This window comes from Streptomyces sp. NPDC004327, assembly GCF_042873935.1.
In the GTDB taxonomy this organism is placed as follows: Bacteria; Actinomycetota; Actinomycetes; order Streptomycetales; family Streptomycetaceae; genus Streptomyces.
Window position 1 is genome coordinate 82,939 of sequence record NZ_JBIAME010000005.1, and the last position, 16,596, is coordinate 99,534.

General features: G+C 73.3%; 17 protein-coding genes. 9 read left to right on the plus strand and 8 right to left on the minus strand.

Annotated elements, in window-relative coordinates; translation table 11 throughout:
• Positions 1–4: 4 nt before the first annotated feature.
• Genes ACFYU9_RS18055 through ACFYU9_RS18065 form a run of 3 tightly spaced genes read right to left on the minus strand, consistent with a single transcriptional unit; the run spans position 5 to position 3,601 of the window.
• A complete protein-coding gene (locus tag ACFYU9_RS18055; RefSeq protein ID WP_389345352.1) occupies positions 5–1,219 on the minus strand; it encodes an acetyl-CoA C-acetyltransferase in 1,215 nt (404 codons plus the stop codon).
• Positions 1,220–1,268: 49 nt separating this feature from the next.
• Entirely contained in the window at positions 1,269–2,420 is a 1,152-nt protein-coding gene (locus tag ACFYU9_RS18060) for an acyl-CoA dehydrogenase family protein (RefSeq protein WP_389206907.1), read from the minus strand.
• Positions 2,417–3,601 (minus strand): CaiB/BaiF CoA transferase family protein, encoded by a 1,185-nt coding sequence (locus ACFYU9_RS18065; RefSeq protein WP_389345353.1) that lies wholly within the window; start codon positions 3,599–3,601, stop codon positions 2,417–2,419. The genes ACFYU9_RS18060 and ACFYU9_RS18065 overlap by 4 nt, the downstream gene beginning before the upstream one ends.
• A 287-nt stretch (positions 3,602–3,888) precedes the next feature.
• On the opposite strand from ACFYU9_RS18065, the gene ACFYU9_RS18070 reads away from it, so the two are divergent.
• Positions 3,889–5,076: a saccharopine dehydrogenase family protein gene (locus ACFYU9_RS18070; protein ID WP_389206910.1), complete on the plus strand. Its 1,188-nt coding sequence runs from the start codon at positions 3,889–3,891 to the stop codon at positions 5,074–5,076.
• Positions 5,077–5,183: 107 nt separating this feature from the next.
• On the opposite strand, the gene ACFYU9_RS18075 is transcribed toward ACFYU9_RS18070, so the two are convergent.
• Positions 5,184–5,594 carry a VOC family protein gene (locus ACFYU9_RS18075; protein ID WP_389345354.1) on the minus strand — a complete coding sequence of 137 codons (411 nt, stop codon included), beginning with the start codon at positions 5,592–5,594 and terminating at the stop codon, positions 5,184–5,186.
• Between the two features lie 83 nt (positions 5,595–5,677).
• Entirely contained in the window at positions 5,678–6,373 is a 696-nt protein-coding gene (locus ACFYU9_RS18080) for an endonuclease V (RefSeq protein WP_389206914.1), read from the minus strand.
• Between the two features lie 53 nt (positions 6,374–6,426).
• Between ACFYU9_RS18080 and ACFYU9_RS18085 the strand changes: the two genes are divergently transcribed.
• A complete protein-coding gene (locus tag ACFYU9_RS18085; protein WP_389345355.1) occupies positions 6,427–6,726 on the plus strand; it encodes a YciI family protein in 300 nt (99 codons plus the stop codon).
• Positions 6,727–6,778: 52 nt separating this feature from the next.
• On the opposite strand, the gene ACFYU9_RS18090 is transcribed toward ACFYU9_RS18085, so the two are convergent.
• On the minus strand, positions 6,779–7,927 hold the full coding sequence (locus tag ACFYU9_RS18090) for a WD40/YVTN/BNR-like repeat-containing protein (protein ID WP_389345356.1): 1,149 nt from the start codon (positions 7,925–7,927) through the stop codon (positions 6,779–6,781).
• Positions 7,928–8,002: 75 nt separating this feature from the next.
• Between ACFYU9_RS18090 and ACFYU9_RS18095 the strand changes: the two genes are divergently transcribed.
• From ACFYU9_RS18095 to ACFYU9_RS18110, 4 genes are all read left to right on the plus strand, one after another.
• The gene (locus ACFYU9_RS18095) at positions 8,003–8,482 is read left to right on the plus strand and encodes a (4Fe-4S)-binding protein (RefSeq protein ID WP_389206921.1); all 480 of its coding nucleotides are present in this window, start codon (positions 8,003–8,005) and stop codon (positions 8,480–8,482) included.
• Positions 8,483–8,620: 138 nt separating this feature from the next.
• The gene (locus tag ACFYU9_RS18100) at positions 8,621–9,037 is read left to right on the plus strand and encodes an SsgA family sporulation/cell division regulator (protein ID WP_389206923.1); all 417 of its coding nucleotides are present in this window, start codon (positions 8,621–8,623) and stop codon (positions 9,035–9,037) included.
• 332 nt (positions 9,038–9,369) lie between these two features.
• A complete protein-coding gene (locus ACFYU9_RS18105) occupies positions 9,370–11,115 on the plus strand; it encodes an ABC-F family ATP-binding cassette domain-containing protein (protein ID WP_389345357.1) in 1,746 nt (581 codons plus the stop codon).
• 266 nt (positions 11,116–11,381) lie between these two features.
• On the plus strand, positions 11,382–12,356 hold the full coding sequence (locus tag ACFYU9_RS18110; protein ID WP_389206926.1) for an acyl-ACP desaturase: 975 nt from the start codon (positions 11,382–11,384) through the stop codon (positions 12,354–12,356).
• Between the two features lie 156 nt (positions 12,357–12,512).
• Here the strand turns inward: ACFYU9_RS18110 and ACFYU9_RS18115 are convergent, their stop codons facing one another.
• Positions 12,513–12,779, minus strand: a complete 267-nt coding sequence (locus tag ACFYU9_RS18115) for a WhiB family transcriptional regulator (protein ID WP_389206928.1) — start codon at positions 12,777–12,779, stop codon at positions 12,513–12,515.
• 251 nt (positions 12,780–13,030) lie between these two features.
• Between ACFYU9_RS18115 and ACFYU9_RS18120 the strand changes: the two genes are divergently transcribed.
• The gene (locus ACFYU9_RS18120; protein WP_389345358.1) at positions 13,031–13,780 is read left to right on the plus strand and encodes an IclR family transcriptional regulator; all 750 of its coding nucleotides are present in this window, start codon (positions 13,031–13,033) and stop codon (positions 13,778–13,780) included.
• Positions 13,781–13,801: 21 nt separating this feature from the next.
• On the opposite strand, the gene ligD is transcribed toward ACFYU9_RS18120, so the two are convergent.
• Entirely contained in the window at positions 13,802–14,818 is a 1,017-nt protein-coding gene (gene ligD, locus ACFYU9_RS18125; protein ID WP_389345359.1) for a non-homologous end-joining DNA ligase, read from the minus strand.
• A gap of 75 nt (positions 14,819–14,893) precedes the next feature.
• Between ligD and ACFYU9_RS18130 the strand changes: the two genes are divergently transcribed.
• Both ACFYU9_RS18130 and ACFYU9_RS18135 read left to right on the plus strand, forming a co-directional pair.
• Positions 14,894–15,979, plus strand: a complete 1,086-nt coding sequence (locus tag ACFYU9_RS18130; RefSeq protein ID WP_389206934.1) for an ATP-dependent DNA ligase — start codon at positions 14,894–14,896, stop codon at positions 15,977–15,979.
• Between the two features lie 271 nt (positions 15,980–16,250).
• Complete coding sequence (locus ACFYU9_RS18135; protein ID WP_389206937.1) at positions 16,251–16,508, plus strand: hypothetical protein; 258 nt, start codon at positions 16,251–16,253, stop codon at positions 16,506–16,508.
• Positions 16,509–16,596 lie beyond the last annotated feature (88 nt).

Consider the following 16,596-nt stretch of genomic DNA (forward strand, 5'->3'; position numbering starts at 1 on the left):
GACGTCAGACGCGCTCGACGATGGTGGCGATGCCCATGCCGCCGCCGACGCAGAGGGTGGCGAGGCCGTAGCGCTTGTCCTGGCGCTCCAGCTCGTCGACGAGGGTGCCGAGGATCATCGCGCCGGTGGCGCCGAGCGGGTGGCCGAGCGCGATGGCGCCGCCGTTGACGTTGACCTTGTCGAGGGAGATGCCCATGTCCCTGACGAAGCGGAGCACGACGGCGGCGAACGCCTCGTTGATCTCGACCAGGTCGATGTCGTCGATGGTCAGGCCGGCCTTGGCGAGCGCCTTGCGGGTGGCGGGGGCGGGGCCGGTGAGCATGATGGTGGGCTCGGAGCCGGAGACCGCGGCGGAGACGATGCGGGCGCGGGGCGTGAGCCCGTAGCGCTCGCCGACCTCCTTGGAGCCGATGGCGACGAGCGAGGCGCCGTCGACGATTCCGGAGGAGTTGCCGGCGTGGTGGACGTGGTCGATCTCCTCGACCCAGTGGTACTTCTGCAGCGCCACCGCGTCGAAGCCGCCGAGCTCGCCGATGTCGGCGAAGGAGGGCTTGAGGCGGGCCAGCGAGTCGGCGGTGGTGCCGGGGCGCATGTGCTCGTCGTGGTCGAGGACGGTGAGCCCGGCGCGGTCCTTGACGGGCACGACGGAGCGGTCGAAGCGGCCGTCCTTCCAGGCCGCGGCGGCGCGCTCCTGGGAGAGGGCGGCGTACTCGTCGACGTCGCGGCGGGTGAAGCCCTCGATGGTGGCGATGAGGTCGGCGCCGATGCCCTGGGGCACGAAGTTGGTGGCGATGTTGGTCATCGGGTCGGCGAACCAGGCGCCGCCGTCGGAGGCCATCGGCACCCGGGACATGGACTCGACGCCGCCGGCGAGGACGAGGTCCTCCCAGCCGGAGCGGACCTTCATGGCGGCGAGGTTGACGGCTTCGAGACCGGAGGCGCAGAAGCGGTTCTCCTGGACGCCGGCGACGGTGTCGGGCAGGCCGGCGGCGATGGCGGCGATCCGGGCGATGACGGAGCCCTGGTCGCCGACGGGGCCGACGACGCCGAGCACGATGTCGTCGATGGCGGCCGGGTCGAGGCCGGGCTGGCGGGCCTGGATCTCGTGGATGAGGCCGACGACGAGGTCGATCGGCTTGGTGCCGTGCAGGGCCCCGTTGGCCTTGCCGCGGCCGCGCGGGGTGCGGATCGCGTCGTAGACGTACGCTTCGGTGGTCACGGTGTTGCCTTTCGGGCGAGTCTGTTCGGGGTGAGGGGCGGGCCGGCGGTCAGCCGAGCAGGGAGCGGCCGATGATCTCCTTCATGATCTCGGTCGTCCCGCCGTAAATGGTCTGGATCCGGCCGTCGGTGAAGGCCCTGGCGACCGGGAATTCGCTCATGTAGCCGTATCCCCCGTGCAGTTGCAGACAGCGGTCGGCGACCCGCTTCTGCAGTTCGGTGGACCACCACTTGGCCATGGAGGCGTGGACGGCGTCGAGGCCCGGCCCGTCGGGGTCGGCGTGCTCCTCGACGCAGCGGTCGAGGAAGCTGCGGGTGACGGCGCACTCGGTGGCCATCTCGGCGATCTCGAAGCGGATGTGCTGGAGCCGGGCGAGCGGCCGGCCGAACGCCTCGCGCTCCTTGACGTAGGCGGTCGTCAGCTCCAGAAGGTGTTCGGCGCCCGCGATCGCGGCGACGGCGATGGCGAGCCGCTCCTGCGCGAGGTTGGTCATCAGGTGGACGAAGGCGCCGTCGAGCTCGCCGAGCAGGTTCTCCTTGGGGACGCGGACGTCGTTGAAGAACAGTTCGGCGGTGTCCTGGGACTTCTGACCGATCTTGTCGAGGTTGCGGCCGCGCTCGAAGCCCTCGGCGCCGCGCTCGACGACGAGCAGGGAGAGGCCGTGGGCGCCGCCCTCGGGGGTGGTCTTCGCGACGACGACCACGAGGTCGGCGAGGATGCCGTTGGAGATGAAGGTCTTGGAGCCGTTGAGGATCCAGTGGTCGCCGTGGTCCTCGGCGGTGGTGCGGATGCCCTGGAGGTCGGAGCCGGCGCCCGGCTCGGTCATGGCGATGGCCGTGATGATCTCGCCGCTGCAGAATCCGGGCAGCCAGCGCCGCTTCTGTTCCTCGGTGGCGAGCGAGGTGAGGTACGGGCCGATGATGTCGTTGTGCAGGCCGATGGCGAGGCCGGGGGTGCCGGCGCGGGTGAACTCCTCGGCGAGCACGACGCTGTAGCGGAAGTCGGGGTTGCCGCCGCCGCCGTACTCCTCGTCGACGGCGAGGCCGAGCAGCCCCTGCCGGCCGGCGGCGCGCCAGACCTCGCGGGAGACGATGCCGTCCTTCTCCCACTGCTCGTAGTGCGGCAGCACCTCCTTGGCGAGGAAGGTGCGGACGGTCTCGCGGAACGCCTCGTGGTCGGCGGTGTAGAGCCGGCGCTTCATGCCTGCTGCTCCTTGGCGTCATCGGGGTGCTGGGCGTCGGGGTGTCGGGCGTCAGGGTGGAGTGCGGGTACGGCCCAGTCGCGGGCGACCTCGTCGGTGTCGGCGCCCGGCAGCGCGGGGCCGGTGCGGACCGTGCCGGGGGTGGCGGAGAAGCGGGGCGCGGGCGCGGGCTGGACGAGTCCGGCGTGCTCGACGAAGGTTCCGCGGGCGGCCAGGTGCGGATGGGCGGGCGCCTCGCGCAGCGAGAGCACGGGGGCCACACAGGCGTCGGTGCCCTCGAAGACGGCCGTCCACTCGTCTCTCGTACGGGTGCGGAAGCGGTCGGCGACGGCCGCGCGCAGCTCGCCCCAGCGGGCGAGGTCGTGGCGCGCGGGGGCGAGGTCCTCGATGCCGAGGAGGCGGACGAACTCGTCGTAGAACTGCTGCTCCAGCGCGCCGACGGCCATGTGGCCGCCGTCGGAGGTCGCGTACGTCCCGTAGAAGGGGCAGCCGCCGTCGAGCAGGTTGACCCCGCGCCGGTCCTGCCAGCCGCCGGCCGCGAGCATGCCGTGGATCATGGTGGCGAGGTGGGCGGTGCCGTCGACGATGGCGGCGTCGACGACCTGGCCCTCGCCGTGCGCACGGGCGTGCTGGAGGGCGGCGAGGACGCCGATGACGAGGTAGAGGGAGCCGCCCGCGTAGTCGCCGACCAGGTTGGCGGGGATGCTGGGCGGGCCTTCGGGGTCGGGGCCGATCATGCCGAGGGTGCCGGTGATCGCGATGTAGCCGATGTCGTGGCCGGCGGTGGGGGCGAGCGGTCCGTCCTGGCCCCAGCCGGTCATCCGGCCGTAGACGAGCCGGGGGTTGCGGGCGAGGCAGGCGTCGGGGCCGACGCCGAGGCGTTCGGCGACGCCGGGGCGGTAGCCCTCGATGAGGACGTCGGCGCGGGCGACGAGGTCGAGCACGGTGTCCGGGCCGCCGTCGGCCTTGAGGTCGACGAGGACGGAGCGCTTGTTGCGGTTGGTGAGGTCGAACGCCGGGTCGATGCCGAGGCCCGGGCCGCCTGGGCGGTCGACGCGCACCACGTCGGCGCCGAGGTCGGCGAGGAGCATGGCGGCGAAGGGGCCGGGGCCGATGCCGGCGAGCTCGACCACGCGAACGCCGGAAAGCGGTCCGGTGCGGGACCGGCCTGGTGTCGTCATCGGGCCCCCAGGGGGTTCGCGGTGAGTGTGACAGTGATGATGTAACACCGAAGATGCTAGGAACGTGTTCCACTCGGCACAAGCCCCCGGGCCGAGCAAGCGCTTGGAAATTACCCGGGGGTACGTCCGGGTCGCCCGCGCCGGGGCGTCCGCTAGGGTCTGTCCGGCGGCTGCGGGCCGGACAAGGCCCCGCGGACCCGGCCGTGATCCGCCGGACAGGCCCTGGAGTCCGCCGACGGCATCCGCGCCGGGGGACGGCGCGGGCGAATGCGGAGGGGCTGGGCGGGATGGAGACAGGGGCGGCAGTGAGGCCGTACGACGTGGTGCTCTTCGGGGCGACCGGATTCGTGGGCGAGCTCACCGCGGAGTATCTGGCCGAGCATGCCCCGGCACACTGCCGCTGGGCCCTCGCCGGCCGCAGCCGCGGCAAGCTCACCGCTCTGCGCGAGCGCCTCGCCAGGCGCTGGCCGCGCTGCGCCGAACTGCCGCTGGTCGTCGCGGACTCCACCGACCCGGCCGCGCTGCGCGAACTCGCAGGATCCGCGCGGGTGGTGGCCAGCACGGTCGGCCCCTACGTCTGGTACGGGGAGGAGCTGGTCGCCGCGTGCGCGGAGGCCGGCACCGACTACCTGGATCTGACCGGCGAGGCGGAGTTCGTCGACCGCATGTACGTGCGCCACGACGCCCGCGCCCGCGAGACCGGCGCCCGGCTCGTGCACGCCTGCGGCTTCGACTCGGTCCCGCACGACCTGGGCGTGTACTTCACGGTGCGGCAGCTGCCCGAGGGGGTGCCGCTGCGCGTCGACGGCTTCGTCCGGGCCGGCGCGGTCTTCTCGGGCGGCACCTTCGCCTCGGCCGTCACGGCCTTCGGGCGCGGCCGGGAGATCCTGCGCGCCGCGCACGAACGGCGGCTGCACGAGCCGCGTCTGGTGACCCGGCGGGCCCGCGCCCCGCTCGGCGGGCCGCGCTTCAGCCGCGAGACGGGCACCTGGGCGCTGCCGCTGCCGACGCTCGACCCGCAGGTGGTGGCACGCTCGGCGCGGGCGCTGCCGCGCTACGGCCCGGACTTCCGCTACCGCCACTACGCCTCCGTGAAGACCCTGCCGATGGCGCTCGGCGGCTCGGCGGTGGTCGGCACGGGCGTCCTCGCCGCCCAACTGCCTTTCGTGCGGCGCTGGCTGATGGAGCGTTACGAGCCGGGCCGCGGCCCGGACGCGGAGCGGCGGGCGCGCAGCTGGTTCTCCGTCCGGTTCGTCGGGGAGGGCGGCGGACGGCGGGTCTTCACGGAGGTCTCGGGCGGCGACCCGGGATACGACGAGACGGCGAAGATGCTCGCCGAGTCGGCGCTGTGCCTCGCCTTCGACGCGCTGCCGCCCACCGCCGGGCAGGTCACGACGGCGGTCGCGATGGGCGACGCGCTCCTCGAACGGCTGCGGGCGGCGGGCCTGCGCTTCCGGGTGGCGCACTCGGGCTGAGCGCGGCCCGGGCGCCTTCCGGGCGCCTCGGTGCCGTACGGGCTCAGTGCCGTACGGATTCGGTGCCGTACGGATTCGGTGTCGTACGAACTCGGTGCCGTACGGGCTCAGTGCCGTACGAGACAGAACGGGTGGCCGGCCGGGTCGGCGTAGATCCGCCAGGGCCGGTCGTCCCCCGCCGTCTCGTCGAGCCGCCAGGCACCGAGCGCCGTCACCGCCTCGTGGGCGGCCTCCAGGTCGTCGACCCGTACGTCGATGTGGAACTGCTGCTCGGGCGCGCCCCACACCGGCGGCCGGTGGTCGGCCACGCCCTGGAAGGCGAGGACCGGGGCGGCTCCCGAGGCGCAGTGCAGGGTGGCCCAGGCGTCGCCGACGGCCCACTGGGGGTCGGGCTGGTTGATCTCGCCGCCGAGCAAGTGCTGGTAGAAGTTCGCCAGTTCGAGGACGTCGGGGCAGTCCAGGACGACGCACTGCAGGGTGCCGATCGGGGTGGCACCCGTGGTACCGGGGGATGTCATGACCCCCACTTTGCCGTCCCTTGGTAACGGTCCGGTATCCGTACGGGTACTCAGCCGTCCCAGCCGTCACTGCGCCCGCGTGCTCATTTCTCCGCGAGCGCGTCGGCGAGCGCCCGCCGGCACAGCGCGTCCGCGTGCCGGGTGGTCTCGGGCAGGCGGTAGCGCGGGGTCAGCCGCAGGGTGTGCGCGCAGGCCCGGTCGAGGGACACCCGGTGCCCGACGGACACGAAGACCGGCTTCACGCCGGCCCGGGTGCGCAGGGCCCGCCCGACACTCTCGCCATCGGCGACGAGTTCGCTGAACGCGCCGCGCTCCGGCCCGGGTTGACCGTACGTGAAGGTGAACGGGTTCTTGGCGACGCCGATCGACGGCAGGCCGGTGAGCACTCCGAGATGGCTCGCGAGGCCGAAGCGGCGCGGATGCGCGATCCCGTACCCGTCGCAGACGAGCAGCCCCGGACCGGCGCTCAGCCGTCCGAGCGCGGCGAGTACGGTCGGCACCTCCCGGAACGCCAACAGGCCCGGCACATAAGGGAACGAGACCCGGCCCACGGCCGTCGCCTCCTCCACCACCTCCAGGGTTCCGGCGTCGAGGACGACGGCCGCGGCGGCGACGAGATCCCGCTCGTCGTCGTAGGCGACGTCGACGCCGGTCACGTGCCCCTCCCCGGCCCGGGGTCCCTCCTCGTCGAGGACGAGCCGCTGCCGCAGCTCCGCCTGCGCGGCGAGCGCCGCGTCCTCGTCGGCCGGCCACCCGTCGGGAATCTCGATGATCGTCATGATCGGGACCTTATGCCGAAGGCGGCGGAGACCCGTCGCCTAGCCTGGCGCTCATGTTCGTACTTGAGTTGAGCTATCACGCGCCCATCGAGCAGGTCGACGCCCTGCTTCCCGCACACCGCGAGTGGCTGGAGGCGCAGTACGCCGCCGGCGTGTTCCTGGCGTCCGGCCGGAAGGAGCCGCGGGAGGGCGGGGTGATCCTGGCCGGCGGGGTCGATCGCGCGGAGATCGAGAGGCTCGTGGCGACCGACCCGTTCAGCGTGGCCGGGGTGTGCGCGTACCGGATCGTGCAGTTCTACGCGACGAAGACCGCGGACGGGCTCGCCCCGTTCCGGGACGGGCTGCCCGCCTAGGGCCTGTCCGCCCCTGATCCGCCGGACAGGCCCTCGCCGTGCGCCCGGCCGGTCACCGCGACGTCATGCGCGCGATGCGGCCCTTCTCGCCGGAGGCCCAGCAGGCGCCGTCGTCGGTGCAGGTGACCGTGTCGTACGAGCCGGAGTCGACCGTGCGCCAGGTGCGGCCGCCGTCGGTGGTGAGGTCGGTGCCGGTGGGGCCGACGGCGAGGGCGGCGGACGTGGTGTGCGGGAGCCAGGCGACGCCGGAGCGGTAGGCGGGCGGCGGGGTGGCGGACGTGGTCCAGGTGCGGCCGGCGTCGCCGGTGACGGCGGCGGCCCGCGGCGAGGGCTGGTCCTCGCGGTAGTCGCCGCCGACGGCGATGCCGTGCCGGCGGTCGCGGAAGGCGAGCCCGAAGACGCCCTTGGCGCCCTCGCCCGCCGGGACGGTGGTCTCGGTGGCGGTCCAGGTCAGGCCGCGGTCGGCCGAGTGCAGCACGCGCCCGGTCGCGCCGCCGCCGGTCGCCAGCCACACGTCGCGCGGCCCGGCCGACACCAGGCACTGGCCGCTCGCCGCGAAGCCGGCCTCGCCGGGCTGCGCGGGCGGCATGCCGTCGCTCGGCAGGACCTGCCAGGAGCGGCCGCCGTCGCGGGTGGACAGGAGGCGGTACCGGCCGTCGACCGGGTCGCTCATCGCGAGCCCGTGCCGCTGGTCGAAGAAGGTCATGCAGTCGTAGAAGGCCCGCGGATCGGTGTTGCGGAAGGACTCCGTCCAGGTCGCGCCGCCGTCGTCGGTGCGAAAGACCCGGGACGCCTCGCCCTCGCCGATCGCCAGCACCACGGCCCGCCGGGCGTCGAACGCCTCCACGTCACGGAACTCCAGCTCCCCGGCCCCGGCCGGAGAGACGTTTCGCCAGCTCTTCCCGCCGTCGGTGGTGCGCAGCACCGTCCCCTTGGAACCGGCGGCCCAGGCGACCGACCGGCTCACCGCGGCCAGCCCCCGGAAGCGCGCGTCCGTGCCGCTCTGAGTGAGCCGCCACTCCCCCGGCGTCCGCTCGTGCGCCGTCGTGGCGGCCGTCGCTGCCGTGGCCGCCGCGCCGGCAGTCGCTGCCGTAGCTGCCGTGGCTGCCGTCGCCGTGGCAGGGACCGCCAGCGCCGTGGCCAGCGCCGCCCCCGCCAGTCCCGCCGCCATCATTCGTCTCGTCTTCCCCATGGACGTCATGGCGCCGGAAGCTAGCCCACCGCGATGATCCCGTCCAGAGTGCGTTCCGGCCCCGCCCTTCCTAGGCTGGTGCGCATGACGGACCGCACGACCGACCCCGTCCCGGGCGACAGGCCGAAGCTCAAGGAGTACGACGGCGAGGGCATCACCGTCACCTTCGAGCCGCGCCGCTGTCTGCACGCCGCCGAATGCGTCCGCGGCCTGCCCGGTGTCTTCGACGTCGAGCAGCGTCCCTGGGTGCAGCCGGACCAGGCCGATCCCGCGCTGGTCGCCGAGGTGATCCGCCGCTGCCCGTCCGGCGCGCTGCAGTACCGCCCGGCGGGCGCCTCCGCCGAGCCTCCCGAGACCGGGGACGTGCCCGCCACCGTGCGCCGGATGCCCGACGGACGGCTCGTGATGCGCGGGGACCTCCTCGTGTCCGCCGGACCGGGCGCGGACGGGCGGCACGAGACGCGGGCGGTGCTGTGCGGCTGCGGATCCTCCGGCAACCAGCCGTACTGCGACCACTCGGGCCCCTGCGCGGGCGGCGACTTCGACCGGGCGGAGACCCGCTGACCGGCGCGGACGGCCGGCGCCGGCGCGCGGTGACACAGCTCACGTACCCCTGCGGTGCACGAACCGGCCCCGCGGTTCGTCTCTCCTTGTGTCAGGGAGATGCCACGAGAACGTAGCCGCGCGACAGGAGGCTGGGCCATGTCCACCGTCATCGAGCAGTCCGTGCAGGCCCGCCTGGTCGCGTCCGCGCCCCGCATGGAGTCGGTCGCCGCCACGCTCCGGTACGACCGCGAGGACCCGTACGCCGTGAGCATCGCCTTCCCGCCGCCGGCGACCCTGGAAGGGGTCGAGGTGTCGTGGGCCTTCGCGCGCGAGCTGCTGGCGGAGGGCGTCGAGGGCCCGGCGGGCGTCGGGGACGTGCGGCTGCGGCCGTACGGCTACGACCGCACGGTGGTCGAGTTCCACGCGCCCGAGGGCGTGGCCATGGTGCACGTGCGGACCTCCGAGCTGCGCGGTTTCCTGGAGCGCTCGCAGCGTCTGGTGCCGCGCGGCCGTGAGCACCGCTACCTCGACTGGGACGGGAACCTGGCCCAGCTCCTCGAAGAGCACCCGTAGCCTCCCCGCGGAGCACCCGAAGCCTCCCCGCGCCCCTCCCGGACGCCCCCGCCGTAAATCGTTTGCGGCCCCCTCCCCCGCTCCGTAACGTTCTCGGTGGCCCTGTTGTCACCCGATCGGAGAAGGCCGTTGCTCGTCTGAGGTTCGAGACACCGTGCCGCGCGTGCCGCCCAGCCGCCGCGTGTGCCGTCCTCGACCTCGGCGTACGAGCGCCGCTCCGATCCGCAGCCGCCCAGGGTTGATCCCCTCGGCCGCTCCGCTTCCGGATTGCCGCCCGCGTCCCGGTGTCTCACGCGATGCCCTGTTCCACGCTTCGCAACCGGGAGACCACCATGGCGAATCGCCCCACCTTCATCACCTGCACCAATCTGTCCTTCTCCTGGCCCGACGGCACTCCCGTCCTCGACGACTTCCGGCTGGCCGTCGGCCCCGGCCGCACCGGTCTGGTCGGCCTGAACGGCTCCGGGAAGTCGACCCTGCTCAAGCTGATCGCCGGCGAGCTCACGCCGGGCGCCGGCTCGGTCCGCGTCGCCGGTGAGCTCGGTTACCTCCCGCAGAACCTGGTGCTGCGCACCGGGCTGCCGGTCGACCGGGCCCTCGGCATCGAGGCGACCCGGGCGGCGCTGCACGCCATCGAGTCCGGCGACACGGCGGAGGAGCACTTCACGGCCGTCGGCGACGACTGGGACGTGGAGGAGCGGGCGCTCGCCGTGCTCGACCAGCTCGGGCTCGGGCACATCGGCCTGGACCGCACGATCGGCGAGATCTCCGGCGGCGAGTCCGTGCTGCTCCGGCTCGCAGCGCTGCTGCTCGCCCGGCCCGACGTGCTGCTGCTCGACGAGCCGACGAACAACCTCGACCTGGTCGCCCGGCGGCGGCTGTACGAGGCGGTGGACGCCTGGTCCGGAGTGCTCGTCGTGGTGAGCCACGACCGTGAACTCCTGGAGCGGGTCGACCAGATCGCCGATCTGCGCGACGGCGAGGTCGCCTGGTACGGCGGCGCCTGGTCGGACTACCAGGACGCGCTCGCGGCCGAACAGGAGGCGGCCGAACGGATGGTGCGGGTCGCGGAGGCCGACGTACAGCGCCAGAAGCGCGAACTCGTCGACGCCCAGGTCAAGTTGGCCCGGCGCAAGCGCTTCGGGCAGAAGAGCTACGAGAACAAGGTCGTACCGAAGATCGTCGCCAACAACCGCAGGGCCGCCGCCGAGGTGTCGTCGGGCAAGCACCGTGCACTGCACACGGAACGGCTCGCCGAGGCGCGCTCGCGGCTCGACGCGGCGGTGGAGGCCGTGCGGGACGACGACGAGATCCGCATCGAGCTGCCGCGCACGGTCGTCCATCCCGGGCGTGGCGTGCTGCTCCTGCGCGATCTCGAGCTGCCGTACGGGGCGAGGGTCGACGGGGAGTTCGAGCTGCGGGGCCCGGAGCGGGTGGCGCTGATCGGCCGGAACGGGGCCGGGAAGACGACGCTGCTGCGGACGATCGCGGGCGAGCTGGCCCCGGTGGCGGGCGAGGCGGCGGTGCGGGTTCCGCTGCGCTTCCTGCCGCAGCGGCTCGACGTGCTCGACGACGAGCTGAGCGTCGTGCAGAACGTGGCGCGGTTCGCGCCGGCGGCGACGGCCAACGAGATCCGGGCACGCCTCGCCCGGTTCCTGTTCCGGGGCGCCCGGGCCGACCGGGCCGCCGGGACGCTGTCGGGCGGCGAGCGCTTCCGCGCGACGCTGGCCGCGCTGCTGCTCGCCGAACCGGCTCCGCAGCTGCTGATGCTCGACGAGCCGACCAACAACCTGGACATGGCGTCGGTGCGGAGCCTGACGGCGGCGCTCGAAGCGTACGAGGGTGCGCTGGTCGTGGCGAGCCACGACGTGCCGTTCCTGGAATCGCTCGGGATCACCCGGTGGATGCGTCTCGACGGGGAGCTGCGGCCGACGACGGCCGAGGCGGCGCGCACCGGGAACTTCGCCACTCGGGAGGAGACCGGGACGGCGGAGCGGACCGGGAAGGCGGCGGAGACCGGGAAGGACGCGGAGGCAGAGGTGGCCCCGGAGACCGTGGAGGCGCCGACGGTGGAGTGACGGCGGCCCGACGCCCGGCCTCTCGGTACCGCCATCCGGGGTGAAGAGCGGCGCGTCTGCGCGGTCCCCGCCGTCAAGGCGGGGGCCGCGCCCCTCTCCTCCCGGAGCCGTCACAGCAGGTCAAACGGGGCGCGACGGGGCGTGACCCGGGTCTCTCCCGGCGGGACGGGCTTGGCCACCCCCTTATCCGGCCCTTAACCTACGGTCTCGTAACCTACGTAGACGTAGGTAGTTCCGTATGCCCTTCTCCGTCCCCAGGAGTTCCCGTGACGCTCACCTCCCCCCACCTCTCCAGTTCCGCCGGGTGGACCGACGCACGACTCCTCTACGCCCTCGAAGAGGTCGTCGAGAAGGAGCTCAACCGGCACCTGAAAATCACCAAGGACTGGATGCCGCACGAGTACGTGCCGTGGTCGGACGCCCGGAACTTCCCCGGGTTCTTCGAGGACGGCGAGGCCTGGGACCGCTCCCAGTCCAAGGTCACCGACATCGGCCGCATCGCGCTCGTGGTGAACCTGCTCACCGAGGACAACCTGCCGAGCTACCACCACGAGATCGCCAGCCTCTTCGGCCGCGACGGCGCCTGGGGCACCTGGGTGCACCGCTGGACCGCCGAGGAGGGCCGGCACGGGATCGTGATGCGCGACTACCTGCTGGCCTCGCGCGCGGTCGACCCGGACGAGCTGGAACGTTTCCGCATGGCACACATGAGCGAGGGGTTCGAGTCGGACAACCGGCACTCGATGCTTCACTCGGTCGCGTACGTCGCCTTCCAGGAGCTCGCAACCCGCATCTCGCACCGCAACACCGGCCACCAGTCCGGCGACCCGGTCTGCGACCGCATGCTCGCGCGCATCGCGCTCGACGAGAACCTGCACATGGTCTTCTACCGCAACCTGCTGGGCGCGGCCTTCGAGCTCGCCCCCGACCTGACGATGCAGGCCGTGCGGGACGTGGTCGTCAACTTCCGGATGCCCGGTCACGGCATGCCCGGCTTCGAGCGCGCGGCCGCCCAGATGGCCATCGGCGAGATCTACAACCTGCGCATCCACCACGACGACGTGCTCCAGCCGGTGCTGCGCTTCCTCAAGGTCCTCCAGATCGACGGTCTCGGCCCGGAGGGTCTGCAGGCCCAGGAGGAGCTGGGGCTGTACATGAACGGCCTGGACAGCGAGGCGAGCAAGTTCGACGAGCGGCTCGCGGCGCGCAAGGCGCGGATGGCGTCCCGCGCGGCGGGCTGACGGTCCGTTTCCGGTGCGACGGCCCGCTTCCGGGCTGACGGTCCGGCGTGACGGTCCGGTTCCGGTGCGACGGTCCACCTCCGGTGTGACGGTCCGCTTCCAGTGTGAAGGTCCACTTCCGGCCTGACGGGGACGGCCTCCACGGGGTCGGCCCCGTCAGCCGCGGCGGCGCTTGAGCCGGATCCGCTCCTTCTCGGAGAGCCCGCCCCACACCCCGAACCGCTCGTCGTGCGTGAGCGCGTACTCCAGGCACGCCACCCGGCCCTCGCAGGCCCCGCAGAGCATCTTCGCCTCGCGGGTCGAGGAGCCGGGCGCCGGGAAGAAGAACTCCGGTCCCGCCTGGGCGCACAGCGCGTTCTCCTGCCAGGAGAGGTCGGGAGCGACGAGGGCGGCCGGGGCGGAGGGCATCGTGTCGATCTGCATGGCAGCAGCCTGACCCGCCGCCCTAAACGCGCCATCAACGTCCGATCAACGCGGCGCGCCGAGCACACGCGGTATCGTTTCCGCCACCCACGGTACCCGCTCGGGCCCTTTCCGCGCCTCCTCGCCCCTCCCCGGGAACGCGTGAACGCCGTGTTGCCGGTCCCGCTTCCGCGCTTGTCCGGCTCCCGTCATATGGGAGCGTGGTGGCCGATCGCCGAGACCGCGCCGATCAGCGAGGGGGAGCCACGCACATGACCACCGAAGCCGAGGCCGGCGTCGACGCCGGACCCGGGGCGGGGACCGCGACCGCGCCGGCGGGGTCCCAGGCCGTCCGCCGGGCCCTGGACGTCCTGCACTGCTTCCACGACAACGGGCCCGACCTGAGCGCCTCCGACCTCGCCCGCCGGCTCGGCCTGCCCACGTCGACCGCGCACCGGCTGGCCCGGACGCTGCTCTCGGCCGGCTTCCTGGAGCAGGACGCGCGCACCGCCCGCTACCGCCTGGGCCCGGCCGTGACGGAGCTCGGCCGGCTCTCGTACCACCAGCGCGGACTGCATCTGGCCGCGCCCGAACTCGGCGAGCTGGCCGCGCGCACCGGCGCCACCGTCGACCTCGCGCTGCGCAGCGGCCCGTACGCGGTGATCGTGGCCGGCGGTCCGGTCACCCCGAAGGCGGGGCTGCGGCTGCCGCTGCGCTCGACGGCCCCGGGCAGGGTGCTGCTCGCCTGGCCGCGCGCCGGCGCACCGGACGAGGAGTGGGGACGGGTACGGGAGCGGGGCCACGTCCTGGACGACGGCGCGACGGGGCTCGGTGTGCGCACGGTCGCGGTGCCGGTCCTCGACCGGGCCGGACACGCCCGGTTCGCGCTCGCGCTGCGGGCGGCGCCGGCGGTGCTCACCGACGCCCGGCTCGACTGGTTCCTGAGCCAGGCGCGGGGCTGTGCGCGGGCCCTGGAGGTGCTGCTGCTCCCGCCCGGCGAGCGGCGCGCCCCGGAGGCGTGACCGCCGCCGGCCCGCTCCGGGCTACTCCTTCTTCGCCCGGCTCGGCTGCACCCGCTTCGGCTCGCCCGGCATCTTCGGGTACTCCGGCGGATACGGCAGGTCGCCCAAGCCGTGCTCGGCCTCGTCCCGCCGGGCCAGTTCGAGGAGCGGTTCCAGGCTGAACCGCTCGTCGTCCATGTCGGCGTGCACGTCGCCGAGTTCGGCGTACCGCTGCGGCATCGTGCGGATGTCGAAGTCGCGCGGGACGGCGTCGTCGATCTCCTCCCAGCGCAGCGGCGCGGAGACGGGGGCGTGCGGGCGGGGGCGCACGGAGTAGGCGGAGGCGATGGTGCGGTCGCGGGCGGTCTGGTTGTAGTCGACGAAGATCCGCTCGCCGCGCTCCTCCTTCCACCACTTGATGGTGACCCGGTCCGGCATCCGCCGCTCCAGCTCCCGGCCGCAGGCGATGGCGGCCCGTCTGACCTGCGTGAACGTCCACTTGGGCAGGATCGGTACGAAGACGTGGAGGCCGCGCCCGCCGGAGGTCTTCGGCCAGCCGCGCAGCCCGTGCTCGTCGAGCACCGCGCGCAGCTCGTGGGCGGCGCGGACGGCGTCGCCGTAGTCGGTGCCGGGCTGGGGGTCGAGGTCGAGGCGCAGCTCGTCGGGGTGGTCGGTGTCCTCCCGCCGCACCGGCCAGGGATGGAAGGTGACCGCGCCCAGATTGGCCGCCCAGAGCACGGCGGCCGGCTCGGTGGGGCACATCTCGTCGGCGGAGCGGCCGCTGGGGAAGGTGATGTGGGCCGTCGGGATCCAGTCCGGCAGGTACTTGGGGGCGCGCTTCTGGAAGAACGACTCGCCGGTCACCCCGTCGGGGTAGCGCTCCAGGGTGGTGGGCCGGTCGCGCAGGGCGCGGGTGATGCCGTCGCCGACGGCCAGGTAGTACGTGACCATGTCGAGCTTGGTGTAGCCGGGCTCCGGGAAGTACACCTTGTCCGGGTGGGACACGCGCACGGTCCGGTCGCCGACCTCGAGCTCCACCGCTGCCGCCTTGCCTGCCATGGCGGTCAGCCTAGGGCGGCCACCTCCACCTCGCATATCGGGGCACATGGAGTGAATCCTCCCTAGAATCGCCGCATGGACCTGCCGGTGATGCCGCCCGTCAAGCCGATGCTCGCGAAGGCCGTCAAGAGGATCCCGCCGGGGATGCAGTACGAGGCCAAGTGGGACGGCTTCCGCGCGATCGTGCACCGCGACGGCCCGGAGCTCTTCATCGGCAGCCGCACCGGCAAGCCGCTGACCCGCTACTTCCCCGAACTCGTCGAGGCGCTCCTCGCCCGGCTGCCCGAGCGCTGCGTCGTCGACGGCGAGATCGTCATCGAGCACGGCGGCCGGCTCGACTTCGACCGGCTCACCGAACGGATCCACCCGGCCGACTCACGGGTGCGGATGCTGGCGGAGACGACCCCGGCCCGCTTCATCGCCTTCGACCTGCTCGCCCTCGGCGACGACGCCCTCCTCGACACTCCGCTCGCCGAGCGGCGGGCCGCCCTGGAGAGCGCGCTCGACGGGGTCGACGCCCCCGTCCACCTCGCGCCGGCCACCACCGACGCGGCGCTCGCCGCGCGCTGGTTCGAGCAGTACGAGGGCGCGGGCCTGGACGGCGTGATCGCCAAGCCGCTCGACCTGCCGTACCGGCCGGACGAACGCCTGATGTACAAGATCAAGCACGAGCGCACGGCCGATGTCGTCGTGGCCGGATATCGCTTCCACAAGAACGGTCCGGTCGTCGGCTCGCTGCTGCTCGGCCTGTACGACGACCGGGGCACGCTCCAGCACGTCGGCGTGTGCGCGGCCTTCACCGCCGCGCGGCGCGCCCAACTGATCGAGGAGCTGGAACCGCTGCGCATGGATCCGCCCGACGGGCACCCGTGGGCGGCCTGGTCCGACGAGTCGGCGCACGCGTCGTCCCGGCTGCCGGGCGCGCCGAGCCGCTGGTCGGGGAAGAAGGACCTGTCGTGGGTGGCGCTGCGTCCGGAGCGGGTCTGCGAGGTCGGCTACGACCACATGGAGGGCGACCGCTTCCGGCACACCGCCCAGTTCAAGCGCTGGCGTCCGGACCGCGCGCCGGAGTCGTGCGGCTACGGCCAGTTGGAGGAGCCCGTCTCGTACGACCTCGGCGAGATCCTCGCGCAGGAGAACGGGAGTTGGCGGCGGGCGTGAGATGCCCCACACCGGCCGGGGCCGCAACGCCCTTTTCCCGCCTTCTTGTTCGGTGAACTGACGAGCGATCCGACGGGCGTACCGGCGCGCACCTGCGGGAACGCGCGGAGCGCCCACGAACCGGTCCGCACGGCTCGCCGAAGCCGCCGCGCGGCTGTTGCCCGGCGGTGACGGAGACGTCGTCGAACCGGCACCGGGATCCGGTACGTATGGAAGGAGCATGGACGAGAGAAACCCTCTCGCCGCCCCACGACCCCCACAAGGACCGACCGTGATCGCCTCGCCCTCGCCCCTCGTCCCCGTGCCGATCCCCGACAGCGTCGCCGCGCTCATCGGGTCCTGCCTGCCGCTGCACGTGCTCCAGGCCGAGGTCGACGCCGACTGCGCGGCGCGTGAGGTGTACCGCTTCCGCGGGCCGCTGTGCGCGGAGGACCGGGCCGACCGCGAGCACGCGCTCGCCGCCCTCGCCCGCGCCAACAAGATCCTCGCCAAGCACCACCCGAAGCTGCCGGTGCGCCCGGGAATGTGACTCCGGAGGGGAGTTGGCGGCCGTTTCCGGCCAGGACCGGACCAGGATCGGGCGGTGACCCCGCGAGGATCCGGGACCGGTCCGGCGA

Coding starts and splice junctions, on each gene's coding strand:
- ACFYU9_RS18065 (WP_389345353.1), bottom strand. CDS start 3,601: ATGACGACACCAGGCCGGTCCCGCACCGGACCGCTTTCCGGCGTTCGC.
- ACFYU9_RS18070 (WP_389206910.1), top strand. CDS start 3,889: ATGGAGACAGGGGCGGCAGTGAGGCCGTACGACGTGGTGCTCTTCGGG.
- ACFYU9_RS18115 (WP_389206928.1), bottom strand. CDS start 12,779: ATGCAGATCGACACGATGCCCTCCGCCCCGGCCGCCCTCGTCGCTCCC.
- ACFYU9_RS18090 (WP_389345356.1), bottom strand. CDS start 7,927: ATGACGTCCATGGGGAAGACGAGACGAATGATGGCGGCGGGACTGGCG.
- ACFYU9_RS18085 (WP_389345355.1), top strand. CDS start 6,427: ATGTTCGTACTTGAGTTGAGCTATCACGCGCCCATCGAGCAGGTCGAC.
- ACFYU9_RS18130 (WP_389206934.1), top strand. CDS start 14,894: ATGGACCTGCCGGTGATGCCGCCCGTCAAGCCGATGCTCGCGAAGGCC.
- ACFYU9_RS18095 (WP_389206921.1), top strand. CDS start 8,003: ATGACGGACCGCACGACCGACCCCGTCCCGGGCGACAGGCCGAAGCTC.
- ACFYU9_RS18075 (WP_389345354.1), bottom strand. CDS start 5,594: ATGACATCCCCCGGTACCACGGGTGCCACCCCGATCGGCACCCTGCAG.
- ACFYU9_RS18060 (WP_389206907.1), bottom strand. CDS start 2,420: ATGAAGCGCCGGCTCTACACCGCCGACCACGAGGCGTTCCGCGAGACC.
- ACFYU9_RS18105 (WP_389345357.1), top strand. CDS start 9,370: ATGGCGAATCGCCCCACCTTCATCACCTGCACCAATCTGTCCTTCTCC.
- ACFYU9_RS18080 (WP_389206914.1), bottom strand. CDS start 6,373: ATGACGATCATCGAGATTCCCGACGGGTGGCCGGCCGACGAGGACGCG.
- ACFYU9_RS18100 (WP_389206923.1), top strand. CDS start 8,621: ATGTCCACCGTCATCGAGCAGTCCGTGCAGGCCCGCCTGGTCGCGTCC.
- ACFYU9_RS18120 (WP_389345358.1), top strand. CDS start 13,031: ATGACCACCGAAGCCGAGGCCGGCGTCGACGCCGGACCCGGGGCGGGG.
- ligD (WP_389345359.1), bottom strand. CDS start 14,818: ATGGCAGGCAAGGCGGCAGCGGTGGAGCTCGAGGTCGGCGACCGGACC.